Consider the following 26,004-nt stretch of genomic DNA (forward strand, 5'->3'; position numbering starts at 1 on the left):
GGCCCCCACCCGGCATCAACTGTCAACAATATTGTTAGCCAAAGCCATTGACCCCGCCGTACGAGGGCTCTACCTTCCCGCTGAGCACCCATTGCGGTGCGCGCACAGCCTGTCGGAACAATGTCGTCTGCACAGGAGGAGCCATGCGTCGTCTGCTCGCCGGTCTCGCGGTCGGATCCTTTCTGGTCGCCGCGTCGGCCTGCGGTTCGTCCGGCGGCGGTGGCGCCTCGGACAAGAACGCGTCGTCCGGCGGTACCACCACGGTCAAGATCGGGGTCATCCCCATCGTCGATGTCGCGCCTCTCTACCTGGGCCAGCAGAAGGGCTTCTTCAGCAAGCGCGGCCTGAAGCTGTCCATGACGACCGCGCAGGGCGGCGCGGCGATCGTGCCGGGAGTGGTCAGCGGCCAGTTCCAGTTCGGGTTCAGCAACATGACCTCGCTGATGATCGCGCAGAGCCAGAACGTGCCCGTGAAGGCCGTCGTCAACGGCGTCGCCTCGACGGGCGTGGCGGGCAAGGACTTCGGCGCCATCACCGTGAAGAAGGGCAGCCCGATCACGTCCGCGAAGGAACTGGAGGGGAAGAAGGTCGCGGTCAACACGCTGAAGAACATCAACGAGACGGCGGTGCGCGAGTCGGTGCGCAAGGCGGGCGGTGACCCGTCCAAGGTGAAGTTCGTCGAGCTGGCCTTCGACCAGATGCCCGCCGCCCTCGACAGCGGTCAGATCGACGCCGCGATGGTGGTCGAGCCGGCGCTCGCCACCGTCAAGAGCCAGGGCGCCACGGAGATCGCCTCGTCCCTGGTCGACGTCGCCAAGGACCTCACCGTGGCGATGTACTTCACCTCGACGCGGTACGAGCAGAAGAACCCCGACGTGGTGAAGAAGTTCCAGGAGGCGACCGCGGAGTCCCTCGCCTACGCCGACGCCCACCCGGACGAGGTCCGCCAGGCCGTCACCACGTACACGAAGATCCCGGCGGCGACACTGGCCCAGGTCACCCTCCCGAAGTGGCCGGCCGATCCGAACCGCGCCTCGATCGAGGCACTGGAGAAACTGGGCGAGCAGGACGGGCTGTTCAAGTCGACGCCCGACCTCGACAAGCTGCTGCCGTGAGGGGTACGAACGCCGCCCTGGGCGCAGCCGGGCTCGCGGCCTTCCTCGCGCTGGGCGAGGCGGTGCCGCGGCTCGGTCTCGTCAAGGAGGCGTACTTTCCGCCGACCAGCCGCATCGCCGACGCGCTCGGCCAGGAGGTCACCGACCACGCCTTCTGGACGGCGCTCGGCGACACCCTGACCGGCTGGGCGCTGGGCCTGGCGATCGCGGTCGGCGCGGGTGTCGTCGTGGGGCTGCTCGTCTCGGTCGTGCCGTATCTGCGCGAGGCCACCGCCTCGACCATCGAGTTCCTGCGCCCGATCCCCTCCGTCGCCCTGATCCCCCTCGCCGTGCTGCTCTACGGCACCGAACTGCGCTCCGTCCTCCTCCTCGTCGTGTACGCCTCGTTCTGGCAGGTCCTCGTCCAGGTCCTGTACGGCGTCCAGGACGTCGACCCGGTCGCCGAGGAGACGGCCCGCTCGTACGGTCTCGGCCCGTGGGCACGCGTCCGGTACGTCCTGTGGCCCACGGCCCTCCCGTACGTCATGACGGGCGTCCGGCTCGCCGCCGCGGTCGCCCTCATCCTCGCCGTGACCGCCGAACTCGTCATCGGAGCACCGGGGTTGGGCGCGCGGATCGCGGTCGCCGAGTCCTCGCAGGCGGTCCCCGACATGTACGCGCTGGTGGTGGTCACCGGTCTGCTCGGGCTGTTCATCAACGTGGGCGCCCGTACGGTGGAGCGCCGGGCGCTGGCCTGGCACCAGTCGGTGCGCGGGGAGGTGATGGTGTGAGGTCCTTCCTGCTGCGGCTGCTCTTCGTCGTCGCGCTGCCCACGCTGCTCGTCGCGCTCTGGTGGCTGGCGTCCGACGGCAGTACGAACGTGTACTGGCCGCCGCTGCGCACCATCCTCAGGACCTTCCCGGACGTCTGGACGAGCGAGCGGCTGCGCTCCGACCTCGTGCCCAGCGTGCTGCGTCTGCTCGCCGGTTACGCGGCGGCGGCCGTCGTGGGCGTGGCGCTGGGCACGGTCATCGGCTCGTACCGGCGGGTGCGGGCCGCGTGCGAGCCGGTCCTCGAATTCCTGCGCGCGGTTCCGCCTCCCGTCCTGGTCCCCGTCATCATGCTGTTCGCCGGTATCGGCGACACGATGAAGATCGCCGTGATCGCGAGCGGCTGTGTCTGGCCGATCCTGCTCAACACGGTCGAGGGCGTTCGGGCGGTCGACTCGGTGATGGCGGAGACGGCACGTTCGTACGGCATCACCGGCATGGCCCGGCTGCGCAGCGTGGTCCTGCGTGCGGCGAGCCCGCAGATCTTCGCGGGTCTGCGCCAGGCCCTGTCCATCGGGATCATCCTGATGGTCATCAGCGAGATGTTCGCGGCCAGCAACGGCCTCGGCTTCACCATCGTCCAGTTCCAGCGGAGCTTCGCGATCCCCGACATGTGGACCGGGATCCTCGTCCTGGGCCTGCTCGGTTTCCTTCTCTCGGTCGTCTTCCAACTGGTCGAGCGCCGGGTGCTCGGCTGGTACCACGGTCTGCGCGCGGTGTCCCGGCGGTCCCCGTGAAGCTCGCGAAAGGGCGGTCCATGCACGCGTCTCTTGTCGTATCCGGCCTGAACAAGGTCTACGAGGGTTCCGGCCGCAGGGTGGAGGCGGTACGGGACCTCACCTTCACCGTCGAGGCGGGCGAACTCGTCTGTCTGGTCGGCCCGTCGGGATGCGGCAAGACCACGCTCCTGAAGTGCATGGGCGGGCTGCTGACGCCGACGGCGGGCGAAGTTCGGCTGAACGACCGCCCGGTGAGCGGTCCGCCGCCGGGGATGGCGTTCGTGTTCCAGGAGTACGGACGCAGTCTGTTCCCCTGGATGCGGGTGCGGGACAACGTCGAACTGCCCCTGAAGCAGAAGCCGTTGAGCAAGGGGCGGCGCCGGGAGCTGGTCACGGACGCGTTGGAGTCGGTCGGGCTCACGGATGCCGCGGGGGCCTACCCGTGGCAGTTGTCCGGCGGGATGCAGCAGCGCGTCGCGATCGCCCGCGCGCTCGCGTACGAGCCCGACGTCCTGCTGATGGACGAGCCGTTCGCGGCGGTCGACGCGCAGACCCGGGCCGATCTGGAGGACCTGGTGCGCGGCCTGTGGCGGGAACGCGGCATCACGATCCTGTTCGTCACCCACGACATCGACGAGGCCGTGTACCTCGGCGAACGGGTCCTGATCCTCTCCGCCTCCCCCACCGTCGTACAGGAGCAGCTGAAGGTCGATCTCCCCGACGAGCGGGACCAGTTGCACACCCGGGCCGCCCCGCGCTTCGCCGAACTGCGGACCCACGTGTACGAGCAGATCCAGGCGGCGAAGCGCGGGGGGACCGATCCCGGTCCCCCCGAAAAGACGCTCACCTGAGTTACGCCTCCACCCGTTGGCATGCGCCTGACAGATCTGGACTGTTGTGCAGGTGCTGATCCCTTCATGGTCGGGGTGCGGGGACAGCGGTATACGGTCGGCGCTGTCGACGCGGTCTCAGCCGCGCAGCCAGACCGCCGTGTCCTTCGGCAGTCGCCCCTGTGGGTCCAGGGGACCGCTGCCGAGGAGGAGTCGGGAGTGGGCGGGGAGGTCGGCGGGGGCGTCGGCGAGGTTGACGGTGCACAGCAGCCGTCCCTCCTGTCCGGGCCGGGCGAAGGCGAGCACCCCCTCGGGCGCGGGCAGCCAGGTGAGCGGGCCGTCGCCGAACTCCGGCCTGGCCCTCAGGGCCGCGCGGTAGAGGGAGAGCATCGAGCCGGGGTCGGCGGCCTGGAGGTCGGCTGCGTACGCGGACCAGCCGTTCGGCTGCGGCAGCCATGGCTCGCCGCCGAAGCCCGCGTACGGCGCGTCGGCCGTCCACGGGAGCGGGACCCGGCAGCCGTCCCGGCCCGGGTCGGTACCGCCGGAACGGAAGTGCATCGGGTCCTGGATGCGGTCGCGCGGTATCTCGGCCTCGGGCAGGCCCAGCTCCTCCCCCTGGTAGAGGTAGACGGCACCGGGCAGGGCGAGGGAGAGCAGGGCCCCGGCGCGGGCCCGGCGGGTGCCGAGAGCGAGGTCGGCCGGGGTGCCGAAGGCCTTGGTGGCGAAGTCGAAGCCGGATTCGGCGCGGCCGTAGCGGGTGACCGTGCGGGTCACGTCGTGGTTGCACAGCACCCAGGTGGCGGGCGCGCCGACCGGGGCGTGTTCAGCCAGGGTCTCGTCGATGGACGTCCGCAGGCGTCCCGCGTCCCAGGGGCAGGACAGGAAGGAGAAGTTGAAGGCGGTGTGGAGTTCGTCGGGGCGCAGATAGCGGGCGAAGCGCTCGGTGTCGGGAAGCCAGACCTCACCGACGAAGATGCCGTCGTAGGCGTCGGCGACCGTGCGCCAGGAGCGGTAGATGTCGTGGAGCTCGTCGCGGTCGACGTACGGATGCGGATCGCGGCCCTCGACGAAATCGGGGAGGTCCGGGTCCTTGGCGAGCAGGGCGGCCGAGTCGATGCGGACGCCCGCCACGCCGCGCTCGAACCAGAACCGCAGGATCTCCTCGTGTTCCTGGCGGACGGCGGGGTGCGCCCAGTTGAGGTCGGGCTGCTCGGGGGTGAACAGGTGGAGGTACCAGGTGCCGTCGGGCAGCCGGGTCCAGACGGGCTCGGCGGAGCCGGCGAACTGGGACGGCCAGTCGTTGGGCGGGAGTTCACCGTGTTCGCCGCGTCCAGGACGGAAGTGGAAGAGCTCGCGTTCGGGTCCGGCGGCCAAGGCGGCCCGGAACCAGGGGTGTTGGTCGGAGACGTGGTTGGGCACGATGTCGACGAGCGTGCGGATGCCCAGCTCCTTCGCCTCGGCGATGAGCTTCTCCGCCTCGGCGAGCGTCCCGAAGGCCGGGTCGATGACACGGTAGTCGGCGACGTCGTAGCCCCCGTCCTTCATCGGGGACAGGTACCAGGGGTTGAACCACAGGGCGTTCACGCCGAGTTCGGCGAGATACGGGAGTTTGGCGCGGACGCCCGCGAGGTCGCCGGTGCCGTCGCCGTCGCCGTCCGCGAAGCTGCGGACGTACACCTGGTAGATGACGGCGGAGCGCCACCAGTTCTGGGCATGGGTGGGCTGTCCCACGGTGCCTGCCTTTCTGTTGCGGGGTCGGTGTCAGCCCTTCGTGCTGCCCGCGCTGATCCCGGCGATGATGTGCCGCTGGAACACCAGGAACATCAGGACCATGGGGATGCTGGCGATCACCATCGCGGCGATGAGCACGGTCAGCTGGATGTTCTGCGACAACTGGACGAGGGCCACGCTGATCGGCTGCTTGTCGGTGTCGGAGAAGACCATCAACGGCCAGAGGAAGTCCTGCCAGACGGCGACCAGGGCGAAGATCGACACGACTCCGAGGACGGGGCGGGACATGGGCAGCACGATGGACCAGAGGGTGCGCAGCCGTCCGGCGCCGTCGATCTCGGCGGCCTCCAGGACATCGCGCGGGATCTGGTCGAAGAAGCGCTTGAGGAGATAGAGGTTGAATGCGTTGGCCACGGCGGGCAGCCAGATGCCGAGCGGGTCGTTGAGCAGGCTGGTGTGGATCAGTGGGAGGTCGGCGACGGTCAGGTACTTCGGTACGACCAGCGCCTGCGCCGGGACCATCAGGGTGGCGAGGATGCCGCCGAGGATCACCTTGCCGAAGGCCGGCTTCAGCTTGGAGAGGGCGTACGCGGCGGCCGTGCAGAACACGAGCTGGAGCAGCCAGGCGCCGGCGGCCTGCACCACCGTGTTCCACAGGTGGGTGGGCAGGTCCATCAGGTCCCAGGCGTCGGTGTAGCCGCTTAGATGCCACGCCTTGGGCACAAGGGTCGGCGGGGTCCGCGTCACCTCGTCCGGGGACTTCATCGCGCCGGTGACCATCCAGTAGACCGGGAAGAGGAAGGCGAGCGCGAAGAGCAGGACGACGGCCGTGAAGACGGTCCAGTAGAGGGCCTTGCCGCGGGGGCGGGCGAGGGTGAGCGGGGAGACCAGGGTGCGGGTGCCGCTGCTCATGAGTACTCCTCCCCCGACGAGCGGGTCAGCCGCAGATAGACCGCGGAGAAGAGGCCGAGCAGCACGAGGAGCATGACGCTCAGCGCGCACGCGCCGCCGAAGTCGTTGTAGAGGAACGCGTACTTGTAGATGAGATAGAGGACGGTGACCGTGGCGTTCTCGGGGCCGCCGCCGGTGATGACGAACGGCTCGGTGAAGACCTGCATCGTGGCGATGATCTGAAGCAGCATCAGCATGAGGACGATGAACCGTGTCTGTGGGATCGTCACGTGTCGGATGCGCTGGAGGATGTTCGCGCCATCCAGTTCCGCCGCCTCGTACAGCTCTCCCGGGATGCCCTGGAGTGCGGCCAGATAGATCAGGACCGTGCCGCCCATGTTGGCCCAGGTGGCCACGATGACCAGGGAGACGAGCGCGGTGTCGGCGCCGTTGGACCAGTTCGAGGTGGGCAGGTGCAGAAAGCGCAGCGCCTCGTTGGCGAGGCCCGCTCCGGGATCGTAGAACCACTTCCACAGCAGGGCGCTGACCACCGGCGGGATCATCACCGGCAGGTACACCACGGCCCTGAAGAAGGCCTTCGCGTGCCGGAGTTCGTTGAGGACCAGGGCCATCACGAACGGGACGGCGAAGCCGATGAGCAGGGCGAGCAGTGTGAAGGCGAACGTGTTGCGCCACGCCGCGGTGAACTCCGGGTCGTGGAACACACGGGTGAAGTTGGCGGTACCGACCCACTGGGGCGGTGAGCCCGGCGTGTACTTCTGGAAGGCGATCACGACCGCGCGGATCGCGGGGTACCAGGAGAACAGCGCGAAGCAGAGCAGGCCGCCGACGAGGAAGGCGTACGCGCGGGACTGGTCGGCCAGGCGCCGACGCCACGGGCCCCCTGCCCGGCGCCCGGCCGACCGCGGTACCTCCGGCGCGCCGACGGCGGCCGGAGGAAGCACCACGGGCTTCGATGCGGTCTTCATACGCGTGGTCAGCCCCGGGCCAGGATGGAGTCGATCTTCCCGGAGGCGTCCTTGAGGAGCTGGTCGATGTTCGCGTCCTTCTTGGTGAGGACCGCGGAGACGGCTCCGTCGAGGACCGAGTAGATCTGCTGCGCCTGGGGCGGCTCGATCTTCATCTGCAGGCTCTGGTTGCCGTCGAGGAAGGCCTGGTAGTTCTCCACGGGCACATTGGCGTTGGCCTTCTTGACCTGCTGGTCCTTGGCGTCGGCGGCGCCGGTGAAGAGGCGGGGCTCGGGGAGGCCGACGGGGGCGTTGTTCTGCTTGGCGCGGGCGTAGTCGCCGAGGAAGCCCGTTCCGGGGGTGAGGAACATGTGGTCGAGCCACTTCAGGCCGGCCTTGATCTGCTCGGGGCTGTCCTTCTTGTTGAACATGTAGCCGTCGCCGCCGATGAGCGTGCCCTTGCCGCCGGGCATGGGCGCGAGGGCGAGGTCGTCGTAGTTGCCGCCCTTCTCCTTGACGAGGATCGGGATGTTGTCGGGCGCGGAGAGGTACATGCCGAGCTTGCCGGAGCCCATCAGCTGCTGGACGTCGTTGATGACGAGGAGCTGCTTGCTGCCCATGGAGTTGTCGGTCCAGCGCATGTCGTGCAGGTTCTGCAGGACGGCCTTGCCCTCCGGGGTGTCGACGCTGGCCTTCCTGCCGTCCGGCGTGACGACGTCGCCGCCCTGCGAGTACATCTCGGCGGTGAAGTGCCAGCCGCCCTGGTTCTGGGCGCTGTAGTCGGCGTAGCCGACGGTTCCGCCGCCGAGCGCGGCTATCTTCTTGGCGTCCGCGCGCACTTCTTCCCAGGTCGCCGGGGGCTTGTCGGGGTCGAGTCCGGCCTTCTGGAAGAGCTTGCGGTTGTAGATGAGTCCCATCGAGTAGCCGGTGCGCGGTACTCCGTAGATCTTGCCGTCGACGGTGTAGATGTCGCGCAGTTGCTGCTGGATGGTGCCGTAGCTCTTGAGGTCCTTGACGTACGACGTGATGTCGGCGGCCTGGTTGATGTCGACGACGTGCTTGGAGTCGGTGAAGTACGTGTAGAAGACGTCCTCCATCTGGCCGCCGGCGAGCTTGGCGTCGAACGTCTTGGGGTCCTGGCAGGGGAACGCGTCGTGCGCGACGACGTCGATGTCCGGGTTCTGCTTCTCGAACGCCTTGATGTCGGCCTCGAAGAACGAGCGGTCGACCTTGGCGCTCTTCGGAGGCATGCAGTTGACCGTGATGCGGGTCTTGCCACCCGCGGAGCCGTCGTCGCTGCCACCGCAGGCGGTGGCGGTGAGCGCGAGGGCGGACGCCGTGAGCACGACGAAGGTACGGCGGAACCCGGTACTTCTCATCGGTGGACCCCTTTGGGCAGGAGCGAGGAAGGCCCACGGGGGCGCGCCACCTTGATCTGGCGCACCGCCGTGTGCTGGCGCCGCACACTCAAGCACCGCCGACAAGGGTCCGCAAGATGTCGCGCAGAATCTGGAATTATTTGACAGCAGAATGGATCTCAGAGGCGGGGCGCTTGCGCGGTGGACCCCCGGACCACCAACTCCGGTTCGAACAAAAGCTCTTCGGCGGTGACGCTGCTCCCGCCGATCTGGGCGTTGAGCAGCTCGACGGCCGCACGGCCCATCGACTCGATGGGCTGGCGGACGGTGGTCAGGGGCGGCTCGGTGCAGTTCATCAGCGCGGAGTCGTCGTAGCCGACGACGGACACCTGTGAGGGCACGCCGAGTCCCTTGCGACGGGCGGCGCGTACGACACCGAGGGCGAGCGGGTCGCTGGCGCAGATGAAGCCGGTGACCCCGCGGTCGATGAGCCGGGCGGCCGCCGCGTGGCCGCCCTCGATCGAGAACATGGCCCGCGCGATGTGCGCGTCGGGCAGCTCGGGGGCGAGCGCGCGGGCCGCCGCCAGCTTCCGGGCCGAGGGCATGTGGTCGGCGGGCCCGAGGACCAGTCCGATGCGCTCGTGACCGAGCGAGACGAGGTGGCGCCAGGCCTGCTCGACCGCCACGGCGTCGTCGCAGGAGACGCCCGGGAAGCCGAGGTGCTCGATGGCCGCGTTGACCAGCACCACCGGGATGTTGCGGTCCGCCAGCTGCCGGTAGTGCTCGTGCGGGGCGTCGGCCTGCGCGTACAGCCCTCCCGCGAACACCACACCGGAGACCTGCTGTTGGAGCAGCAGCTCGACGTAGTCGGCCTCGGAGACGCCGCCCTTCGTCTGGGTGCAGAGCACCGGCGTCAGCCCGAGCTGGGCGAGCGCGCCGCCGATCACTTCGGCGAACGCCGGGAAGATCGGGTTCTGCAGCTCGGGCAGGACGAGCCCCACGAGCCGCGCGCGTTCACCGCGCAGTTGGGTGGGCCGCTCGTAGCCGAGCACGTCCAGCGCCGAGAGCACCGCCTGCCGGGTGGAGTCGGAGACACCGGGCTTTCCGTTGAGCACCCGGCTGACCGTGGCCTCGCTGACCCCGACCTTTTTCGCCACCTGAGCAAGTCGTCGCGTCATGCGCGCAAGAATAGCGCAAGAAATGCAAGCTGCTTGCGTAACACTCACTTGGCCCAGTCGAACCTAGTGGGCCGCCCACAGGCCACGGACATGGCCCAGGTGCCGGGTCATGACCCTGCGTACGGCCTCGGGGTCGCGGTCCACGAGGGCGTCGAGGAGTTCGAGGTGCTCCTCGGCGGAGTCCTGGAGGCGGCCCGCCTCGACCAGGGCGTCGAGGCCGTACAGGCGCGAGCGCTTGCGGAGGTCGCCGACGACCTCGACCAGGTGGGCGTTGCCCGCGAGGGCGAGCAGACCGAGGTGGAAGCGGATGTCCGCCTCGACGTAGGCGATGAGGTCACCGGCCGCCGCCGCGGTCACGATCTCCCGGGCGGCCGGGCGCAGCGCCTCCAGGGAGACCGGGTCCGCGGCGGTGGCCAGCTGCACGGTGGTGGGGATCTCGATCAGCGAGCGGATGTGGGTGTACTCGTCGAGCTGCTTCTCGGAGACCGCGGTGACCCGGAAGCCCTTGTTGGGCACCGTGTCGACGAGGCCCTCCTTGGCGAGGTCGAGCATGGCCTCGCGCACCGGTGTCGCCGAGACGCCGAAGCGGGCGGCGAGCGTCGGCGCGGAGTACACCTCGCCGGCCCGCAGTTCGCCCGCGATCAGCGCGGCCCGCAGGGCGTCGGCGACGCGCTCGCGGTAGCTGCTCTTCTTGCCGCCGAGAACGGGCAGGGCGGCGGGAGCGGCGGAGGGTGCGCTGCTGCGCGTGGCGGACATGGGTCGACTCCTCGTACGGCATGGCGGGTTTGTGCAATGTCACGTGACATCAGTATCTCTAGAGCACGAAACCCGCCGGGAACGGGTCGGTCGGGTCCAGGAGGTACTGGGCGGTGCCGGTGATCCAGGCGCGACCGGTGAAGCTGGGCAGTACGGCGGGGATTCCGGCGACCTCGGTCGTGCCGAGCAGTCGTCCCGTGAACTGTGTCCCGATGAAGGACTCGTTCACGAAGTCCGTGTGCAGGGGGAGTTCACCCCGGGCGTGCAGTTGCGCCATGCGCGCGCTGGTGCCCGTACCGCAGGGCGAGCGGTCGAACCAGCCGGGGTGGATCGCCATGGCGTGGCGCGAGTGGCGGGCGGTGGCGCCGGGCGCATACAAGTGGACGTGGTGGCAGCCGCGGATGGACGGGTCCTCGGGGTGGACCGGCTCGTCCTCGGCGTTGACGACCTCCATCAGCGACAGGCCGGCGGCGAGGATCTCCTCCTTTCGCGACCGGTCGAAGGGCAGGCCGAACTGCTCCAGCGGCAGGATCGCGTAGAAGTTGCCGCCGTACGCGAGGTCGTACGTCACCGTCCGGCCGTCGGGCAGGGTGGCCTTGCGGCCGAGGCCCGCCGAGAAGGACGGCACGTTCTTGAGCGTGACCGCGCGGGCGGCGCCGTCCTCGACCGCGACCTCGGCGACGACGAGGCCCGCCGGGGTGTCGAGCCGGATCGTGGTGACCGGCTCGACGACCTCGACCATGCCGGTCTCCACCAGGACCGTCGCCACGCCGATGGTGCCGTGCCCGCACATCGGGAGATAGCCCGACACCTCGACGTAGAGGACTCCGTAGTCGCAGTCCGGGCGGGTGGGCGGCTGGAGGATGGCGCCGCTCATCGCGGAGTGGCCGCGCGGCTCGTTCATCAGGAGCTGCCTGATGTCGTCGCGGTGCTCGCGGAAATACAGCCGCCGCTCGTTCATGGTCGCGCCGGGGATGGTCCCGATGCCGCCGGTGATCACCCGGGTGGGCATGCCCTCGGTGTGCGAGTCGACGGCGTGCAGGACGAGTTTGCTGCGCATGGGATCTCCGTAGCTCCTGCTGTTCGCGGGGAACTTGGCTCGCTCAAGGAGCGGCGCTCAGGCGAGACCGGCGGCGAGGGCCTTCTCGGTGGCGGCGCGGACCGCGGCCTCCTGCTCGGGCCGCAGCGGGACGCGCGGTGGACGCACCCGCCCGCCGTGCCGGCCCACGATGTCCATGGAAAGCTTGATGGCCTGGACGAACTCGACCTGGGAGTCCCAGCGCAGCAGTGGGTGCAATTGGCGGTAGAGCAGCCGCGCCGTGTCGAGGTCGCCCTCGACGGCGGCGTGGTACAGCTCGACGCTCGCGGCGGGCAGCGCGTTCGGGTAGCCGGCCACCCAGCCCTTGGCGCCCGCGACGGCGAGCTCCAGCAGGACATCGTCGGCGCCGATCAACAGGTCGAGTTCGGGGGCGAGTTCGGCGATCCGGTAGGCGCGGCGGACATCGCCGGAGAACTCCTTGACGCCGTGGATGTAGCCCTCCGTGTGCAGCTTCGCGAGCAGTTCGGGCACCAGGTCGACCTTGGTGTCGATGGGGTTGTTGTACGCGACGACCGGGACGCCCGCCTCGGCGACCGCCTCGTAGTGGGCGAGGACGGAACGCTCGTCGGCGCGGTAGGCGTTCGGCGGCAGCAGCATCACGGACCGGCAGCCGGCGTCGCGGGCCTGCTCGGCCCAGCGGCGGGCCTCGGCGGAGCCATAGGCGGCGACGCCGGGCATCACGCGGGAGCCGCCGATCGCCGACACCGCCGTCTCGACGACCTTCGCGCGCTCCTCGGGCGTGAGCACCTGGTACTCGCCCAGCGAGCCGTTCGGTACGACCCCGTCGCAGCCGTTCTCGACGAGCCAGGCGCAGTGCTGCGCGTAGCGGTCGTAGTCGACGGAGAGGTCGTCGTTCAGCGGGAGCGCGGTGGCGACGAGGACGCCGCGCCAGGGACGGTTCTCGGTGACGGTCATGAGCGGTTCCCTCTCCATGGTGTGTGACATTCTACTGAGGTTCGGTCCCGGTGGGGCGGGGCGGTACGAAGGTGGTCAGTCGTCGTCGGGGTCCCCGGCCCTCGCCAGCACCCCCAGCGGTACCGGGCGTGCCAACAGCCGCCGCGTGGGCGTCTGTTCGCATCCGGCGAGTCCGGCGACGGCGGGCTCGCACATCCGGCCCTGGCACCAGCCCATCCCCGCGCGGGTGAGCAGCTTCACGGTCCGTACGTCGCCCGCGCCGAGCTCGTCGACGGCGTTCCTGACCGCACCGGCGGTGACCTCCTCGCAGCGGCAGACGACGGTGTCGTCGGTGACCTGCTGCGTCCAGTGCGCGGGCGGAGCGTAGACGGTGTCGAGCGCGGCGAAGAACTCCCGCGCTCTCCTGCGGGACCTGGCGGCGCGGGCCCATGCGCGGGGGTCGGGCCGCGTCCCGGTCAGCCGGGCCGCGGCCGAGCGTCCCGCGATGTGGCCCTCGGCGAGCGACAGCGCCGCGCCACCGATGCCGGTGGTCTCACCGGCGGCCCATACGCCGGGGACGTCGGTGCGCTGCTCCTCGTCCACCGCGACGTTCAGGCCGTCGATACGGCAGCCGAGCGACTCGGCGAGGTCGATGTGCGCCAGCATGCCGTGGCCGACGGCGAGCGTGTCGCACGGGACGCGCCGTTCGGTGCCGGGCCCGACCCGTCCGTGCGTGTCGAGCGCGGCGACGGTCACGGCGTCGAGCCGCTCCTCGCCGTGTGCCGCGACGACGGTGTGCCGTGGGAGCAACTTGACTTGGTGTCGCAGGAGTTGGGCGCCGTACCGTACCCCCTCGGCGACCTTCCCGGGCTGTGCGGCCAGTGCCACGGGCCGCCGCAGCAACGCCTTCGGTTCGGCGGACTCGACGAGGGCGGCGACCTCGACCCCCGCCGCGGCGAGCCCGGTCGCCACGGGCAGCAGCAGGGGCCCGGTCCCCGCCACGACCGCCCGCTGCCCGGGGACGACGAGCCCGCCCTTCAGCATGGCCTGCGCACCACCGGCGGTGACGACCCCGGGAAGGGTCCACCCCGGGAACGGCAACACCTTCTCGTACCCGCCGGTGGCGAGAAGCACGGCGTCGGCGCGGACGGTGACGGGCTCCTCCTGAAGGGGGCCGAGCAGCGCGTGCACGACAAAGCCGACGGAGCCAGGTCGGGCCGGGGGCGATGCGGTGTCCGGCGGCGCTTCGGGTACGGCGGGTACGACGCACCACACGTGATGGTCCGCCAGATGCCTGATCGTGCCCGCCTCGACCCGCGCGGCCAGTGCGTCCTCAAGGCGCCGCCAGGTCCGCCACCGATGGTGCAGCGCCTCCGGGCGCCGGGCCCCGAGCCCCTCCGAGGGCCGCCGGTAGAACTGGCCGCCCGCTCCGGCCGCCGAGTCGATCAGCGTGACCCGGACACCGTGCGCCGCGGCGGCCAGGGACGCGGCCACCCCGGCCGGCCCCGCACCGATCACCGCGAGGTGCGGTCGCTCAGTCGCCATGGCCCGTCCCCTCCTGCGTACGGATCGTGTCGCCCGCCCGGACCGGCACCAGGCAGGCCCGCTGGTTGGGGCGATCGTTGACGGTCACCAGGCAGTCGAAGCAGACGCCGATGCCGCAGAAGACGCCGCGCGGGCGGCCCGCGCCGCGGGTGGCGCGCCAGGAAGTGACGCCCGCCGCCCACAGTGCCGCGGCGACGGTCTGCCCGGGCAGGACCGTGATCTCGCGGCCGTCCAGGGTGACGGTGAACGCGGGGCCCGGCTCGGCCCCGACCAGTTCCAGGGGATTCACCCGGCCTCCTTCGGGAAGCGGTCGGGCCGGAACGGCGTGAGGTCCAGGTCGGGTGACCTGCCCGAGACGACCTGTGCGATCAGCCGCCCGGTGCCGGTGGCGAGGCCGATTCCCGCGCCCTCGTGCCCACAGGCGTGGAAGAGCCCGGGCACCCGTGGATCGGGGCCGATCGCGGGCAGGTGGTCGGGCATGTACGGGCGGAAACCCAGGTACGTCCGCAGGGCCCGTACGTCGGCCAGGAACGGGAACAGCCGGGTCGCCCCGGCCGCCAGCGCCCGTACCGCCGGCAGTGAGAACGACCGGTCGAAGCCGACCCGTTCACGACTCGCGCCGATCAGGATCGGCCCCGCCGCGGTGCCCTCCACGACGGGTGAGGTCCCCAGCGCGGCCGAGTCGCTGGCCACGTCGGCGACGTAGTCCGCGGCGTACACCTTGTGCCGCACCCGGCGCGGCAGTGGTTCGGTCACCAGCACGAAGCCGCGTCGGGGCAGAACGGGCAGGAAGACGCCCGCGAGGGCGGCCATGTCGGCGCCCCAGGTGCCGGCGGCGTTGACGACCACCGGGGCGTGGAGGTCGCCACGGTCGGTCCGCACGCCGCGTACCGACCCGTCCGCCGTGCGCAGCACCTCGGTCACGGTCCGCCCTGTCAGGAGCCGCGCCCCCGAGGCCCGTACCAGGTGCGCCGCGGCGAGTGCCGGCATCACCTGGCTGTCCTGGGGGTAGTGCATGGCGCCCGTGAGGCCGGGTGCCAAGTGGGGTTCCAGGGAGTGGAGTTGGTCGGCGGCGACCTGCACCGCCTCGACCCCGGCGGCTCGTTGTCCCGCCGCGAAGGTCTCCAGCGCGGTGAGCCCCTCGGGCGTGGCGGCCACGACGACGCCCCCTTTGGCCTCGTACTCGACGGCCTCGCCCAGCTCCTCCGCGAGGTCGGCCCACAGGCGCCCCGACAGCAGGGCGAGGTCGAGTTCAGGCCCGGGTTCCTTGTCGGAGACGAGGAGATTGCCCTCACCCGCGCCCGTGGTCCCGCCTGCCACCGGGCCGCGGTCCACGAGAGTGACGTCGAGGCCCGCCCGGGCGGTGTACAGCGCGCAGGCCGCGCCGACCATTCCGGCTCCGACGATCACGACATCACAGGTCAGCCGCTCACTCACGCCAGTACTATGTCACATGCCTCTCTCGCCGGGAAACACCTCGATGGCGACCCATGCCGACTTCCACGAGGCCGCCCAGCGGTCGATGCCCGGGCTGCCCCGCTCGGCCGACGAAGTCGGGGCATGGATGAGGGAGTTCGACCGGTAGCCGGCCCGCACCGCATCCTGCTCCCGCTCACACCCGGCTCCCGGACGCCGTGTCGGCGGACAGCCGCTGGGCCGCGTAGATCGGGAGCACGGAGAGCAGGACGAGCACCGCCGCCACGACGTTGACGACCGGTGCCTGCTGGGGCCGCGTCATGTTGTTGAAGATCCAGATCGGCAGGGTCTCGATGCCGGGCCCGGCCGTGAACGTCGTCACCACGATCTCGTCGAAGGAGAGCGCGAAGGCGAGCAGTCCGCCCGCCAGCAGCGCCGAGCGCACCAGCGGGAAGGTGACGTCGATGAAGGCCCGGAAGGTGTCCGCGCCCAGATCCATCGCCGCTTCCTCGTACGAGACCGAGGTACGCCGAAGCCTCGCGACGACGTTGTTGAAGACGACCACGATGCAGAAGGTGGCGTGGCCGACGATCACGGTGAACAGGCCGAGACCGACGCCGAGTGGCTCAAGTACCGTACTGAACGCCGAGTTGAGCGCGATGCCGGTGACGATGCCGGGCAGTGCGATCGGCAGGACGACCACGAACGAGATGGCGTCGCGGCCGAAGAACCGGTGCCGGGCCACGGCGAAGGCGATCAGCGTGCCCAGCACCAGGGCGATGGCCGTGGCGCCCAGGCCCGCCTTCACCGAGACCCATAGCGCCGCGCGGGCACCCTCGTTCTCCCAGGCGACCGACCACCAGCGGAAGGTGAGTCCGGACGGCGGCCAGCTCGCGCTGCGGTCCGGGTTGAAGGAGTTGACCAGGACCAGCGCGAGCGGGACGTAGATGAACGCGAAGCCGACCCCTGCGGCGACGCGGAGCGCGATGCGCGCGGAACGGGAGAGTTGCACGGCTGGCTCCTCAGAGACTGCTCAAGGCGCCCGTGCGGCGCATCGCGAGCAGGTAGAGCACGATGACGACGACGGGGACCGTGCCGAGCGCGGCGGCCATGGGCAGGTTCAGTTCGATGTTGGAGTAGACGAGGTTGCCGATCAGCTGGGTCTTGCCGCCGACGATCTGCACGGTGATGTAGTCCCCGAGGCTGAGCGAGAAGGTGAAGACCGAGCCGGCCGCCACGGACGGCAGCACCATCGGGACCACGACCGAGCGGAAGGTGCGTCCGGCGCGGGCGCCCAAGTCCGCGGACGCGTCGAGCAGGTTGGCGGGCAGCTGCTCCAGTGCCGTGTGGATCGGCAGGATCATGTACGGCAGCCAGAGGTAGGTCAGCGCGATGATCGCCGCGACCAGTCCGAAACCGGGTCCGCCGAGCCCGAAGGGCTTCAACATCCAGTCGGCGAACCCACCTTGAGAGAGGATCAGCCGCCATGCGTACACCTTGACGAGGTAACTCGCCCACAGCGGAGTGAGAATGGCGACCACGAGCAACGGCCGCCACTTGGGCTTGGCGATGCGGGCCGTGTAGAAGGCGACCGGGAAGGCGATCACCGCGGACAGAGCGGTGACGGCGAGCGCCACACCGATGCTGCGCAGGATCACCTGCCGGAAGACAGGCGTCGTGAACAGGGCGTGGAAGTTGTCGGTCGACCAGACCTTCACGACCTCGGAGGTGAAGGAGTTGGTCGTCCAGAACGCCGAGACGAACAGCACGGCCAGCGAGCCGAGGTAGAGCACGGCCAGCCACAGCAGCGGCGCGGTGAGCAGCAGGGACAGCCTGAGCCGCGGCCGGCGGTGCAGGGTCCCGGCGAGCCGCCGGACGGGGGACCGTCCGGCGGCCTGCGCGGTGGAGGTCATCGGTTGTCTCTCAGCCCTTGATCTCGGTCCAGGCCTGGACCCACTTCGCGTACGGCACGCACTTCACGTCGGTGCGGCCGTCCAGGCACTGCTCGATGGGCGTGTTCCAGAAGGCGATGTTCTTCCAGTAGCTCTCGTCGGCCGCGTGGAAGGTGTCGCAGAAGGACTTGTCGCTGGTCTCGGTGCACGCCTTGGAGTTGGCCGGGGCCTCACCGAAGTACTCGGCGACCTGGGCGTTCACCTTCGGCGAGATGATCCAGTCCATCCATTTGTAGGCGCAGTTGGGGTGCTTGGCCTTGGCGGAGATCATCCAGGTGTCCGACCAGCCCGTGGAGCCCTCCTTGGGCACGAAGGCCTTCACCTTGGCGCCCTCGCCCTGCGCGAGGTTGGCGATGACCTGCCAGGTGGTGCCGACCACGGAGTCACCACTCTTGAAGGCGGAGATCTCCTTGAGGTAGTCGCTCCAGTACTCCCCCACGTTCACACTCTGCTTCTTCAGCAGCGCGACGGCCGCGTCGAACTGCTTCTGGTCCAGCGCGTAGGGGTCCTTGATCTTCAACTCCGGCTTGGTCGCCCTCAGATACAGCGCCGCGTCGGCGATGTAGATCGGCGAGTCGTACGCCGTCACGTGCCCCTTGTGCTTCGAGGCGTCCTCGAAGACCGCGGACCAGGAGGTGGGGGCCGGCGTGACCTTCTGCGTGTTGTACATCAGCAGGTTGGCGCCGCGGCCGTGCGGGATGCCGTACATCTTGCCGTCGACGGAGTTCCAGGCCCCGTTCTTCAGGCCGCTGAAGACGTCCTTGTAGTTCGGCACGAGGCTGGTGTTGACGGGGGCCGCGTCGCCGGAGGCTATGAGGCGCAGGGACGCGTCACCGGACGCGGAGACGGCGTCGTACTGGCCGGTCTTCATCAGCTTGACCATCTCGTCGGAGCTGGCGGCGACCTTGGAGTTGACCTGACAGCCGGTCTGCTTCTCGAAGTCACTGACCCAGTCGACCTTGGGGTCGTTGGAGCCGTCCTCGACATACCCGGCCCAGGCGACCAGGTTGACCTGGCCCTCGGTCTTGCCCAGCTTCGACTGCGCCTTGAGGTCGGGTGGGTTGAGGCCGGTGGCCGAGGAGGCGCCCGAGTCGGACGACCCGCAGGCGGTCGCGGCGAGGAGCACCGCGACGGCGGTGAACGAGAAAAGAGAGGTGCGGACGGTTCGGTTCGGGCGCACGACGTACTCCATACGTGATGGGGGACTGAGTGTGGGGGTCGTCAGCGGGGGGCGGGGACCTTGAAGGTGTGACGGTGGTGCCACTGGAGCCGGACCCGAGTGCCGCGATAGGCGGCGACGTCCTCGGAGGAGGTCTCCAGGTTCTGCTGGAGCGCGGTCAGCCGTCCGCCCGCGTCGAGGTCCACCAGGAAGCGGGTGGCGTCGCCCAGATAGACGACCTCGACGACGGTGCCCGTGGCGGTGGAGTGGTCCGGCTCGTCGGCCTCGGCGGACTCCTTGAGGACCCGGATCTTCTCGGGCCTGATGCTGTACGTGCCCGAGGCGCCCACCACCTGCTGCGCCGAGTCGCCTTCGAGCAGGTTGGAGGTGCCGACGAAGCCCGCGACGAAGGGGGTGGCGGGGCGTTCGTAGATCTCGGCGGGGGTGCCGACCTGTTCGATGCGGCCCTGATTGAAGACGGCGATGCGGTCGCTCATCGTCAGGGCCTCCTCCTGGTCGTGGGTGACGAAGACGAAGGTGATGCCGACCTCGCGCTGGATCGCCTTGAGTTCGACCTGCATCTGCTCGCGCAGCTTGAGGTCGAGGGCGCCGAGCGGTTCGTCGAGCAGCAACACCCGGGGGCGCCCGACGAGGGCGCGGGCAAGTGCGACGCGCTGACGCTGACCGCCGGAGAGCTGGGAGGGGCGGCGGGCCCCGAAGCCTTCGAGGCGTACGTCCGCGAGCGCTTCGCGGGCCTGTTGGAGCCGCTCGGCCTTGGGCACCTTGCGGACCTTGAGGCCGTACGCGACGTTCTGCTCGACGGTCATGTGCGGGAACAGCGCGTAGTCCTGGAAGACGGTGTGCACGTCCCGCTCGAAGGGAGCCAGCCCGGTGACCTCCTGGCCCGCCAGCTCGATCCGGCCCGCGGTCGGGCTCTCGAAGCCGGCGATCATCCGCAGGACGGTCGTCTTGCCCGAGCCGGACGGGCCGAGCATCGAGAAGAACTCACCGTCGGCGATGTCCAGGTCCACTCCGGCCACGGCGGTCGTCTCACCGAACGCCTTCCGCAGGCCCTGGAGCCGGATCGCTGTTGCCTCCATGGGCGGGAACCTTTCTGGTGGACTGGCGCGTTGACCGGAAAGATATGAAGTCATAGTTCAAAGCTCAAGACCCCCTTAGAGTAAAGGTTGAGTCAACGCACAAGGTGGTGGCCGTGAAGCAGTACGTGAACAACAACGCCGAGGGTGCCCGCAGAGCCGTCTTCACCCCCGTGGACAACCGCGCCCGGGTGGACACGGTCATCCGCAGGCTCAGCGACGCCATCGAGCTCGGCCTGCTCGCCGACGGGGAGCAGCTGCCCGGCGAGATGGAGCTGGCCGGTCAGCTCGGCGTGTCCACGGTCACCCTGCGCGAGGCGCTGATGGCGCTGCGCCAACAAGGGCTGGTCACCACCCGCAGGGGGCGCGGCGGCGGCAGCTTCGTCTCCCTCCCCGAGGAGCCCGGCGAGGAGCGGCTCAGGGTGCGGCTGGCCGGCTGGAGCACGGAGGAGCTGCGCGATCTGGGCGACCACTGGGCTGCCCTGTCGGGCGCGGCCGCCCAGCTGGCCGCGGAGCGCACGGAGCCGGGTGACCTACAGCAACTGCGGCGCACACTGCATGAGTTGGCGTCCGCCGAGGACGCCGCGGCGCGCAGCCGGGTCTACGGCCGGTTTCATGTCGAGCTCGCCGCGGCGGCCCAGTCCGCCCGGCTGACCCGCGAGCAGGTCGCGCTCCAGACGGAGGTGGGGGCACTGTTGTGTCTCGTGCTCGGGGACGACGCATATCGTGAAGAAGTCGCAGACCGTCACCGCTCCGTAATCTCGGCCGTGCAAGATGGAGCCCACGCATCGGCCAGAGCGCTGGCCGAGCGGTGCGTCCAGGCCTCGACGGCACGGCTCATCGCCGTCCGCCTCGCGATGCCGCGTGCCGCGTCCGGTCCCCGTCCGCTGGAGGGCGTCCATGAGCAGGAGCCCCGGTCCGGCCGGCGCCACGGCGACGCTTGACGCGACACCGGAGGCGGCCGTCGCCGCCCAGGTCCGCTCCACCCTTGAGGCCGTGTTCGAGGCGGTTGCCGAGACGCGCGCCGACACCACGACCCGGCTCACCGGGGTCGCCGCGCAGGGCCGTCGCCCCGCGACCGTCGACCTGGCCGCGCTGCGCCCGGGGCTTCATCTCCGGCTCGCCCGGCAGGAGTTGGTGTCGGGCGTCGGATTCGTCGCCGCGCCGGGACTGCTGAGTGACGTACCGGCGTGGCTGGAGTGGTGGCAGACGGGCTCCGACGGAGACGTACGGCCGCTGCTGCTCGACCTCGACCCCGCGCACTCCGCGTACTCCGACTACACGCACTGGGACTGGTTCGCCCTCCCCCGTGACACCGGGCAGCGGGCGGTCGCCGGCCCCTATGTGGACTACCTCTGTTCCGACGAGTACAGCCTGACGCTGTCCGCACCCGTGCAGGTGAAGGGCCGGTTCGTGGGGGTCGCCGCGGCCGACGTGTATCTGCGGCACTTCGAGGCGGCCGTCGTGCCGCTGCTCCAACAGCTTCCCGGAGCCGCCCACTTGGTGAACGGGCGCGGGCGGGTGGCCGCGTCCGCCGATCCGGCGCATCTGGCCGGATCGCTCACCAAGGGCCCGGACTTCGGGGCCGTACTGGCAGGGGCGCGGACCGCGCGCCACGACGGGATGCGGCTGATCCCGTGCGACGGAGTGCCCCTTGTGCTCGTTGTACTGGACCCCTGAGCGGGCCCACACCCTGGACCGCCGAGCGGGCTCACACCACGCGCAGCTCCGCCGCGCCGTTGCGTGTCCTGCGCGGTCCGGCCGTCATGTGCCGCGCCTCGCGCAGGACCAGGGTCATCCGCGTATATCCCATGCCCTGAAGGGTCTTGGGGGTCTCGCCGACGATCCGGCAGTCCATGCGGCCCCAGCGGGGATCGGGGTGCACCAGCGGCCGTACGGCGCCGTCGTGCTCGACGGCGTCCGGGCCGACGGCGCGGATCCAGTGCGGCAGGCCCTGCCGGTAGGCGGCCTCCATGATCGGGTCCTGGGCGATGTCGCGGCGGATCGACTGGAGTCCGCGGTCCTGACCGTGGCGCTCCACCGCCGCGGCGAACTGGGCCAGCAGCGGCAGGCACCAGCTCGACTCGTGCTCACCGAGGACCGTGGCAGCGTCCGGGTGAAAGAGGACGAACCGGAGGAAGTTGTCACCCGGCATGGCGGTCGGATGGGGGCCTACGCCGCTGAAAAGTGTCTCGAACGCGGCGTTGGCCAACACGACGTCCCAGCGGTGGTCGAAGACGACGGACGGGAACGCAACGGCCTCCAGGAGAGTGGCGTAGTCCTGGAGATACGCCTGAGCCTCGAGACTCTCGGGGACAGGTCGCGGCTGGGACCGCTGCCATCCTGCCTGGTACGCCATCGGGAGGTCACCCCTCTTGCCTCTGCGGCCTTCACGCGGCGCCCCGATCCTGCTGCCCGGACCTCAGCCATGTCAACTATCGTGGCATTTGGCGCTTGTTGACGGCTGATTCGCGCCACAGTTGTGGCGACCGCTGGATGTGAGTTCGAGCGAGCGGCTAGTCTCCCGTTGGTCCCTGACCCTTGCGAGAGGGACCTGACGGACCTGAGCGAGACTGAGAGAGATGTAGGAGATCAGTCGGTGACGGATGGCTTCGAAGTTCCGGGCGCCACGGCGACGGTTCTGCTGCCGGCCGTCGTGGCCCGGGTCACCGCACTCGCCGACCGGCTCGATGTGCAGCACTCCGAGGTTTTCGACGTCCAGCGCCTGTCGGCCGAGTCCGGCGTCCCCCAACCCGTGGCGCGGGCCCTGCTGAGCGGTCGCCCCGCCGGGGAACCCGATCTGCAGGCCCGCTTCCTCCAGCGCCTGGACCTGTTGCGCCGCACCCGGCTCAAGCCCAATGGGCGCAAATACACCCAACAGGAGATCGCCGACGGCGCCGGAATGTCGCGTCAACAGGCGGGCGCCCTCATCAACGGCGACCGGCGCCCCACCATGGAGCACTGCGACGCCATCCAGCGCTTCTTCCGGGTGCACGCGGGGTTCCTGACGGCCGAGGACTCCGAGGCGCTCGTGGGTGCCCTGCGGCGCTCGGAGCAGGAGCTGCTGCAACAGCTCGCCGACCGTGAGCGCGAGGCGGCCGCGGCCGCCGACGACCCGCTGGAGCGGCTGCTCCAGGACCACGGTGTCCGCGGAATCGCCTGGCGGGCCGCGCAGTTGCCCACCGACCAGCACCGCGACAAGGTCGCCGAGTGGCTGGACATGCTCTTGGAGAGCGTCAAGCGGCCCGAGTCGTGATCCGGGGGAGAACTGTGGGCATCGGAAGGGACATGCGCCGCCTGTGCGGCGAGTTGGTCGCGGAGCTCTCGCTCCCGGCACCGGCGGAACCCGCCGACCTGTACGCCGCCCTGTGCGACGCCATGAGCAGACGCCGCGGCCGTCCCGTCCAGTTCCGTACGGCCGCGTTCCCGCCCGGCACGGCCAGCGGGCTGTGGCTCGACATGGCCGACCAGGACCTCGTCGTCATCGAGGAACGCACCGCCCCCGACCATCAGTTGGTGATCCTCGGCCACGAGCTGTGGCACATGAAGGCCGGGCACTGCAGTCACCACGTCGAGGGCGCCGCCGTCGCGGCCCGCTTACTCAGCGACACCGCCGATCTGCAGGCGACCGTCCTGAGGGTCGCCGCACGCACCCGCTTCGACCTCGCGGACGAGAAGGAGGCCGAGAGCTTCGGTCTGCTGCTCGCCAGCAAGTGCCGTACCTGGCTGGCCGGTTCGCCACTGCGCGGGCCGGTGAGCCGGGACGGTCTGGCCGGCCGCATCGAGGCGTCCCTGGGGTACCGCGGACCGCAGGGCTGAGGCGCCTTCCCGGACATGGACGGATCCAGCTACTACGTCCCGGCCGTCGCCATGGGCGTCGCCCTCGCCGTCAAGGCGCCCACCCTGATCCGCGGCTGGCGCGACCCGCTGCTGCGGTCGGTGGGCATCCTGCTGGCACTGGCCTGCCTGGTGTTCCTCTTCGCGGCCCCGCCGACCATCGCCGAGGTCAATGACCTCACCGGTATCCCCAACGTCTCGGCGCCCCTGGTCTACTGCCTGCTGAGCGTCTTCAGCGCGTCCTGTCTGGTGCTGATCATCCACTGGCGCGGCGGACCCCCCGAGGTCACCCGCCGGCTCTCCCGCCGCTGGATCACCGGGTACGGCGTCGTCAGCGTGGCGCTGGTCGTGCTCTACCTGCTCGGGGACTGCCCCGAGGAGCGCCTGCGGGACCTCGACACCTACTACGCGAACACCCCGTTCATCCGCGAGATGATCGTCCTCTACCTCGTGGCGCTGACCGTCGCGGGCGTCGCGATGAACGTCATGTGCTGGCGCTGGGCCCTTCAGGTGGACGGCTGGCTGCGCGCCGGGCTGCTGACGATCGCGGTCGGCTTCCTCTTCAACGTTCCCTACGCGGCGACCAAGTTCATCGCCGTGGTGGCCCGCTGGAACGGCGCGAACCTGGACGGTCTGAGCACCGACGTGGCCCCTGTGCTGGCCTCCGTCGGAGCCCAGGTCAGCGCGGTCGGCTTCCTGCTCCCGCTGGCCTGCCAGCGCATCGGGGACAGCTGGACCACCTGGTCGACGTACCGCCGGCTCGGGCCGCTGTGGCGCGAGCTGAGGACGGTCTCGGCGCACGCGGACCACGCGGTGCGGATCTCCTGGTGGTCCTCCGCCGAACTCCAGGTCACCCAGCGGGAGTCCGACATCCACGACGGCATGCTCAGCCTGTACCCCTACTTCGACTCCGAGGTACGCTCCCTCGCCTACGACGCGGCCGTGACGGCGGGCTCCGAGCCCGCCCAGGCTCAGGCCGAGGCCGACGCGGCGATGGTGACGGCGGCGGTGCGGGCCAGGGCGGCCGACCCGGAGGGCAGGGTCATCAGCGCGGCGGAGGCCGCCCCCGCCGCTTCCGCCGAGGGTCCACGCGACCTCGTACGGATGTCGATGGCCCTGCGTCAGTCACCCGTCGTCGGGGCCGTCAAAGGACGGGCCGCGACCAGGTCAGAGAGCGACTTTCATGAGCAATCCCGCTAGCGCGGCAGCAGGCGACAGAGCTACGGCCCCCCGTCGGGCCGTCGTCATCGGCGCGGGGACGGCCGGTCTGCTGGCCGCCGCCGCCCTGGACCCGTACGCCGAGGTCACCGTCGTCGAGCGCGACGTCCTGCCGGCCGGGCCCGCGCCGCGCAAGGGCCTCCCGCAGGCCCGGCACGCCCATCTGCTGTTGTCCGGCGGTGCCCGTGCGATGGAGGAGCTGCTGCCGGGGGTGACCGCCGCCTGGCTCGCCGCGGGCGCCCGCCGGATCCCGCTGCCCACCGGATTCGTCTCACTGACGGCGCAGGGCTGGCTGCAGCGCTGGCCCGAGATGGAGTTCATGATCTCGTGCAGCCGTGATCTGCTCGACTCGGTCCTGCGCGACCGGGTCGCCACGAAGGACCGGGTGACCGTCGTGGACGGCACGGAGCTGCTCGGCCTGGAGGGCGACGCCTCCCGGGTGACGGGCGTACGCGTGCGGACCCGCGACGGTGAGCAACGGGTGCTGCCTGCCGATCTGGTGGTGGACGCCTCGGGGCGCGGCTCGCGCTCCACCCGCTGGCTCGACGCGCTGGGCGTCGCACCTGCGCCGCTGGACGAGGTCGACTCCGGACTCACCTATGCCAGCCGGATCTTCCGGGCACCGGCGGGCACCGAGGACTACCCCGTGGTCGGTGTACAGCCCGACCCGGCGCAGCCCGTACCGGGCCGGTCCGCGACGATCGTGCCCGTCGAGGGCGGGCGCTGGCTGGTGACGCTGTCGGGCACCCGCGACGGACAGCCGACCGACTCCGCCGAGGAGTTCGAGCCGTTCGCTCGCGGTCTGCGCCACCCCGTGGTGGGCGAGCTGATCGCGCACGCGCAGCCGCTGACGGACGTCACCATCAGCCGCAGCACGATCAACCGGCGGCGCTTCTTCGAAAAGGTCAAGGGCTGGCCGGAGGGGTTCGTCGCGCTCGGCGACGCCGTCGCCACCTACAACCCGGTCTACGGGCACGGCATGGCGGTGGCCGCGCAGGGCGCGCTGGCGCTGCGCGGGCAGCTCGCCGAGCACGGGATCGCGGCGCCGGGGCTCGCGCGGCGGGTACAGCGAGCGGTGGCGCTTCCGGTGACGATCGCCTGGGAGCTGGCCACGGGCACGGACATCCGCTACCCGGGCGCGATCGGCGAGCAGCCCGGGGTCACGCGGAAGTTGCTGGGGCGCTATGTCGAACGGCTCCTGCGGACGGCGGCGGGACGCCCCCTGGTCGCCCAGGTGTTCCTGGCCGTGTTCACCCTCTCCGCGCCCCTGTCCGCGCTGGTCAGACCGGAGGTCGTCTTCGCCGTACTGCGCGGACCGCGCCGCCCTCCCCTGACCGCCCCGCCCCTCACGGCCGAGGAACGCGAAGCGGTACTGAGCGCCCCGGAGCCGTCGGGAACACCGGCGGTCGGCTGAGCGGAGGGCGGGCATCCG

26 protein-coding genes are annotated in these 26,004 nt (G+C 70.4%); 10 read left to right on the top strand and 16 right to left on the bottom strand.

All coding sequences use genetic code 11. The features are described 5' to 3' along the window. Positions 1–143 precede the first annotated feature (143 nt). The 4 genes from ACFVWD_RS07915 to ACFVWD_RS07930 are packed head-to-tail and all read left to right on the top strand — an operon-like array spanning position 144 to position 3,494. Positions 144–1,115, top strand: coding sequence for an ABC transporter substrate-binding protein (locus ACFVWD_RS07915; protein ID WP_389594459.1), 972 nt, complete (start codon positions 144–146; stop codon positions 1,113–1,115). After that, a complete protein-coding gene (locus ACFVWD_RS07920) occupies positions 1,112–1,885 on the top strand; it encodes an ABC transporter permease (protein WP_389594460.1) in 774 nt (257 codons plus the stop codon). Before ACFVWD_RS07915 ends, ACFVWD_RS07920 begins: the two co-directional genes overlap by 4 nt. Further along, a complete protein-coding gene (locus tag ACFVWD_RS07925) occupies positions 1,882–2,661 on the top strand; it encodes an ABC transporter permease (RefSeq protein ID WP_389594461.1) in 780 nt (259 codons plus the stop codon). Before ACFVWD_RS07920 ends, ACFVWD_RS07925 begins: the two co-directional genes overlap by 4 nt. 20 nt (positions 2,662–2,681) lie before the next feature. Further along, positions 2,682–3,494, top strand: a complete 813-nt coding sequence (locus ACFVWD_RS07930) for an ABC transporter ATP-binding protein (RefSeq protein WP_389594462.1) — start codon at positions 2,682–2,684, stop codon at positions 3,492–3,494. A 117-nt stretch (positions 3,495–3,611) separates the two neighbouring features. On the opposite strand, the gene ACFVWD_RS07935 is transcribed toward ACFVWD_RS07930, so the two are convergent. The 15 genes from ACFVWD_RS07935 to ACFVWD_RS08005 form a co-directional block, all read right to left on the bottom strand. Then, positions 3,612–5,204: a glycoside hydrolase family 13 protein gene (locus tag ACFVWD_RS07935; protein WP_389594463.1), complete on the bottom strand. Its 1,593-nt coding sequence runs from the start codon at positions 5,202–5,204 to the stop codon at positions 3,612–3,614. 30 nt (positions 5,205–5,234) lie between these two features. Continuing rightward, positions 5,235–6,116, bottom strand: coding sequence for a carbohydrate ABC transporter permease (locus ACFVWD_RS07940; RefSeq protein WP_067361564.1), 882 nt, complete (start codon positions 6,114–6,116; stop codon positions 5,235–5,237). Then, positions 6,113–7,084 (bottom strand): carbohydrate ABC transporter permease, encoded by a 972-nt coding sequence (locus ACFVWD_RS07945; protein WP_389594464.1) that lies wholly within the window; start codon positions 7,082–7,084, stop codon positions 6,113–6,115. The genes ACFVWD_RS07940 and ACFVWD_RS07945 overlap by 4 nt, the downstream gene beginning before the upstream one ends. Positions 7,085–7,092: 8 nt before the next feature. Next, on the bottom strand, positions 7,093–8,442 hold the full coding sequence (locus ACFVWD_RS07950; RefSeq protein WP_389594465.1) for an ABC transporter substrate-binding protein: 1,350 nt from the start codon (positions 8,440–8,442) through the stop codon (positions 7,093–7,095). Between the two features lie 158 nt (positions 8,443–8,600). Next, on the bottom strand, positions 8,601–9,599 hold the full coding sequence (locus ACFVWD_RS07955) for a LacI family DNA-binding transcriptional regulator (protein WP_180292789.1): 999 nt from the start codon (positions 9,597–9,599) through the stop codon (positions 8,601–8,603). A gap of 63 nt (positions 9,600–9,662) precedes the next feature. Then, a complete protein-coding gene (locus ACFVWD_RS07960) occupies positions 9,663–10,355 on the bottom strand; it encodes a GntR family transcriptional regulator (RefSeq protein ID WP_389594466.1) in 693 nt (230 codons plus the stop codon). A 58-nt stretch (positions 10,356–10,413) separates the two neighbouring features. Then, the gene (locus tag ACFVWD_RS07965; RefSeq protein WP_389594467.1) at positions 10,414–11,415 is read right to left on the bottom strand and encodes a proline racemase family protein; all 1,002 of its coding nucleotides are present in this window, start codon (positions 11,413–11,415) and stop codon (positions 10,414–10,416) included. A gap of 57 nt (positions 11,416–11,472) precedes the next feature. Continuing rightward, positions 11,473–12,369, bottom strand: coding sequence for a dihydrodipicolinate synthase family protein (locus ACFVWD_RS07970; RefSeq protein WP_389594468.1), 897 nt, complete (start codon positions 12,367–12,369; stop codon positions 11,473–11,475). 75 nt (positions 12,370–12,444) lie between these two features. Beyond that, entirely contained in the window at positions 12,445–13,893 is a 1,449-nt protein-coding gene (locus tag ACFVWD_RS07975) for an FAD-dependent oxidoreductase (protein WP_389594469.1), read from the bottom strand. After that, positions 13,883–14,182, bottom strand: a complete 300-nt coding sequence (locus tag ACFVWD_RS07980) for a (2Fe-2S)-binding protein (protein ID WP_389594470.1) — start codon at positions 14,180–14,182, stop codon at positions 13,883–13,885. Before ACFVWD_RS07980 ends, ACFVWD_RS07975 begins: the two co-directional genes overlap by 11 nt. Continuing rightward, on the bottom strand, positions 14,179–15,330 hold the full coding sequence (locus tag ACFVWD_RS07985) for an NAD(P)/FAD-dependent oxidoreductase (RefSeq protein WP_389594471.1): 1,152 nt from the start codon (positions 15,328–15,330) through the stop codon (positions 14,179–14,181). The genes ACFVWD_RS07980 and ACFVWD_RS07985 overlap by 4 nt, the downstream gene beginning before the upstream one ends. 175 nt (positions 15,331–15,505) lie before the next feature. Then, positions 15,506–16,321 (bottom strand): ABC transporter permease, encoded by an 816-nt coding sequence (locus ACFVWD_RS07990; protein WP_389594472.1) that lies wholly within the window; start codon positions 16,319–16,321, stop codon positions 15,506–15,508. 10 nt (positions 16,322–16,331) lie between these two features. Then, entirely contained in the window at positions 16,332–17,222 is an 891-nt protein-coding gene (locus tag ACFVWD_RS07995; RefSeq protein ID WP_389594473.1) for an ABC transporter permease, read from the bottom strand. Between the two features lie 10 nt (positions 17,223–17,232). Continuing rightward, positions 17,233–18,453: an ABC transporter substrate-binding protein gene (locus ACFVWD_RS08000; RefSeq protein ID WP_389594474.1), complete on the bottom strand. Its 1,221-nt coding sequence runs from the start codon at positions 18,451–18,453 to the stop codon at positions 17,233–17,235. 29 nt (positions 18,454–18,482) lie between these two features. Then, entirely contained in the window at positions 18,483–19,520 is a 1,038-nt protein-coding gene (locus ACFVWD_RS08005) for an ABC transporter ATP-binding protein (protein WP_389594475.1), read from the bottom strand. Positions 19,521–19,624: 104 nt separating this feature from the next. On the opposite strand from ACFVWD_RS08005, the gene ACFVWD_RS08010 reads away from it, so the two are divergent. Continuing rightward, positions 19,625–20,461, top strand: coding sequence for a FadR/GntR family transcriptional regulator (locus ACFVWD_RS08010; protein WP_389594476.1), 837 nt, complete (start codon positions 19,625–19,627; stop codon positions 20,459–20,461). Next, positions 20,418–21,197, top strand: coding sequence for a hypothetical protein (locus ACFVWD_RS08015; RefSeq protein WP_389594477.1), 780 nt, complete (start codon positions 20,418–20,420; stop codon positions 21,195–21,197). The genes ACFVWD_RS08010 and ACFVWD_RS08015 overlap by 44 nt, the downstream gene beginning before the upstream one ends. A gap of 31 nt (positions 21,198–21,228) precedes the next feature. Here ACFVWD_RS08015 and ACFVWD_RS08020 read toward each other — a convergent pair whose 3' ends face one another. Continuing rightward, the gene (locus ACFVWD_RS08020) at positions 21,229–21,876 is read right to left on the bottom strand and encodes a hypothetical protein (protein ID WP_389594478.1); all 648 of its coding nucleotides are present in this window, start codon (positions 21,874–21,876) and stop codon (positions 21,229–21,231) included. A gap of 240 nt (positions 21,877–22,116) precedes the next feature. On the opposite strand from ACFVWD_RS08020, the gene ACFVWD_RS08025 reads away from it, so the two are divergent. The 4 genes from ACFVWD_RS08025 to ACFVWD_RS08040 are packed head-to-tail and all read left to right on the top strand — an operon-like array spanning position 22,117 to position 25,986. Further along, entirely contained in the window at positions 22,117–22,773 is a 657-nt protein-coding gene (locus tag ACFVWD_RS08025; protein ID WP_389594479.1) for a helix-turn-helix domain-containing protein, read from the top strand. Positions 22,774–22,805: 32 nt separating this feature from the next. Next, on the top strand, positions 22,806–23,336 hold the full coding sequence (locus ACFVWD_RS08030) for a toxin-antitoxin system, toxin component (RefSeq protein ID WP_101403922.1): 531 nt from the start codon (positions 22,806–22,808) through the stop codon (positions 23,334–23,336). 15 nt (positions 23,337–23,351) lie between these two features. Beyond that, on the top strand, positions 23,352–24,554 hold the full coding sequence (locus ACFVWD_RS08035; protein ID WP_389594480.1) for an MAB_1171c family putative transporter: 1,203 nt from the start codon (positions 23,352–23,354) through the stop codon (positions 24,552–24,554). Next, positions 24,538–25,986: an NAD(P)/FAD-dependent oxidoreductase gene (locus ACFVWD_RS08040; RefSeq protein ID WP_389594481.1), complete on the top strand. Its 1,449-nt coding sequence runs from the start codon at positions 24,538–24,540 to the stop codon at positions 25,984–25,986. Before ACFVWD_RS08035 ends, ACFVWD_RS08040 begins: the two co-directional genes overlap by 17 nt. Positions 25,987–26,004 lie beyond the last annotated feature (18 nt).

Source organism: Streptomyces sp. NPDC058086, assembly GCF_042885015.1.
Classification (GTDB): Bacteria; Actinomycetota; Actinomycetes; order Streptomycetales; family Streptomycetaceae; genus Streptomyces.

Coding starts and splice junctions, on each gene's coding strand:
- ACFVWD_RS07915 (WP_389594459.1), top strand. CDS start 144: ATGCGTCGTCTGCTCGCCGGTCTCGCGGTCGGATCCTTTCTGGTCGCC.
- ACFVWD_RS07930 (WP_389594462.1), top strand. CDS start 2,682: ATGCACGCGTCTCTTGTCGTATCCGGCCTGAACAAGGTCTACGAGGGT.
- ACFVWD_RS07940 (WP_067361564.1), bottom strand. CDS start 6,116: ATGAGCAGCGGCACCCGCACCCTGGTCTCCCCGCTCACCCTCGCCCGC.
- ACFVWD_RS07945 (WP_389594464.1), bottom strand. CDS start 7,084: ATGAAGACCGCATCGAAGCCCGTGGTGCTTCCTCCGGCCGCCGTCGGC.
- ACFVWD_RS07950 (WP_389594465.1), bottom strand. CDS start 8,442: ATGAGAAGTACCGGGTTCCGCCGTACCTTCGTCGTGCTCACGGCGTCC.
- ACFVWD_RS07955 (WP_180292789.1), bottom strand. CDS start 9,599: ATGACGCGACGACTTGCTCAGGTGGCGAAAAAGGTCGGGGTCAGCGAG.
- ACFVWD_RS07960 (WP_389594466.1), bottom strand. CDS start 10,355: ATGTCCGCCACGCGCAGCAGCGCACCCTCCGCCGCTCCCGCCGCCCTG.
- ACFVWD_RS07965 (WP_389594467.1), bottom strand. CDS start 11,415: ATGCGCAGCAAACTCGTCCTGCACGCCGTCGACTCGCACACCGAGGGC.
- ACFVWD_RS07970 (WP_389594468.1), bottom strand. CDS start 12,369: ATGACCGTCACCGAGAACCGTCCCTGGCGCGGCGTCCTCGTCGCCACC.
- ACFVWD_RS07975 (WP_389594469.1), bottom strand. CDS start 13,893: ATGGCGACTGAGCGACCGCACCTCGCGGTGATCGGTGCGGGGCCGGCC.
- ACFVWD_RS07995 (WP_389594473.1), bottom strand. CDS start 17,222: ATGACCTCCACCGCGCAGGCCGCCGGACGGTCCCCCGTCCGGCGGCTC.
- ACFVWD_RS08000 (WP_389594474.1), bottom strand. CDS start 18,453: ATGGAGTACGTCGTGCGCCCGAACCGAACCGTCCGCACCTCTCTTTTC.
- ACFVWD_RS08005 (WP_389594475.1), bottom strand. CDS start 19,520: ATGGAGGCAACAGCGATCCGGCTCCAGGGCCTGCGGAAGGCGTTCGGT.
- ACFVWD_RS08015 (WP_389594477.1), top strand. CDS start 20,418: ATGAGCAGGAGCCCCGGTCCGGCCGGCGCCACGGCGACGCTTGACGCG.
- ACFVWD_RS08020 (WP_389594478.1), bottom strand. CDS start 21,876: ATGGCGTACCAGGCAGGATGGCAGCGGTCCCAGCCGCGACCTGTCCCC.
- ACFVWD_RS08030 (WP_101403922.1), top strand. CDS start 22,806: ATGCGCCGCCTGTGCGGCGAGTTGGTCGCGGAGCTCTCGCTCCCGGCA.
- ACFVWD_RS08035 (WP_389594480.1), top strand. CDS start 23,352: ATGGACGGATCCAGCTACTACGTCCCGGCCGTCGCCATGGGCGTCGCC.
- ACFVWD_RS08040 (WP_389594481.1), top strand. CDS start 24,538: ATGAGCAATCCCGCTAGCGCGGCAGCAGGCGACAGAGCTACGGCCCCC.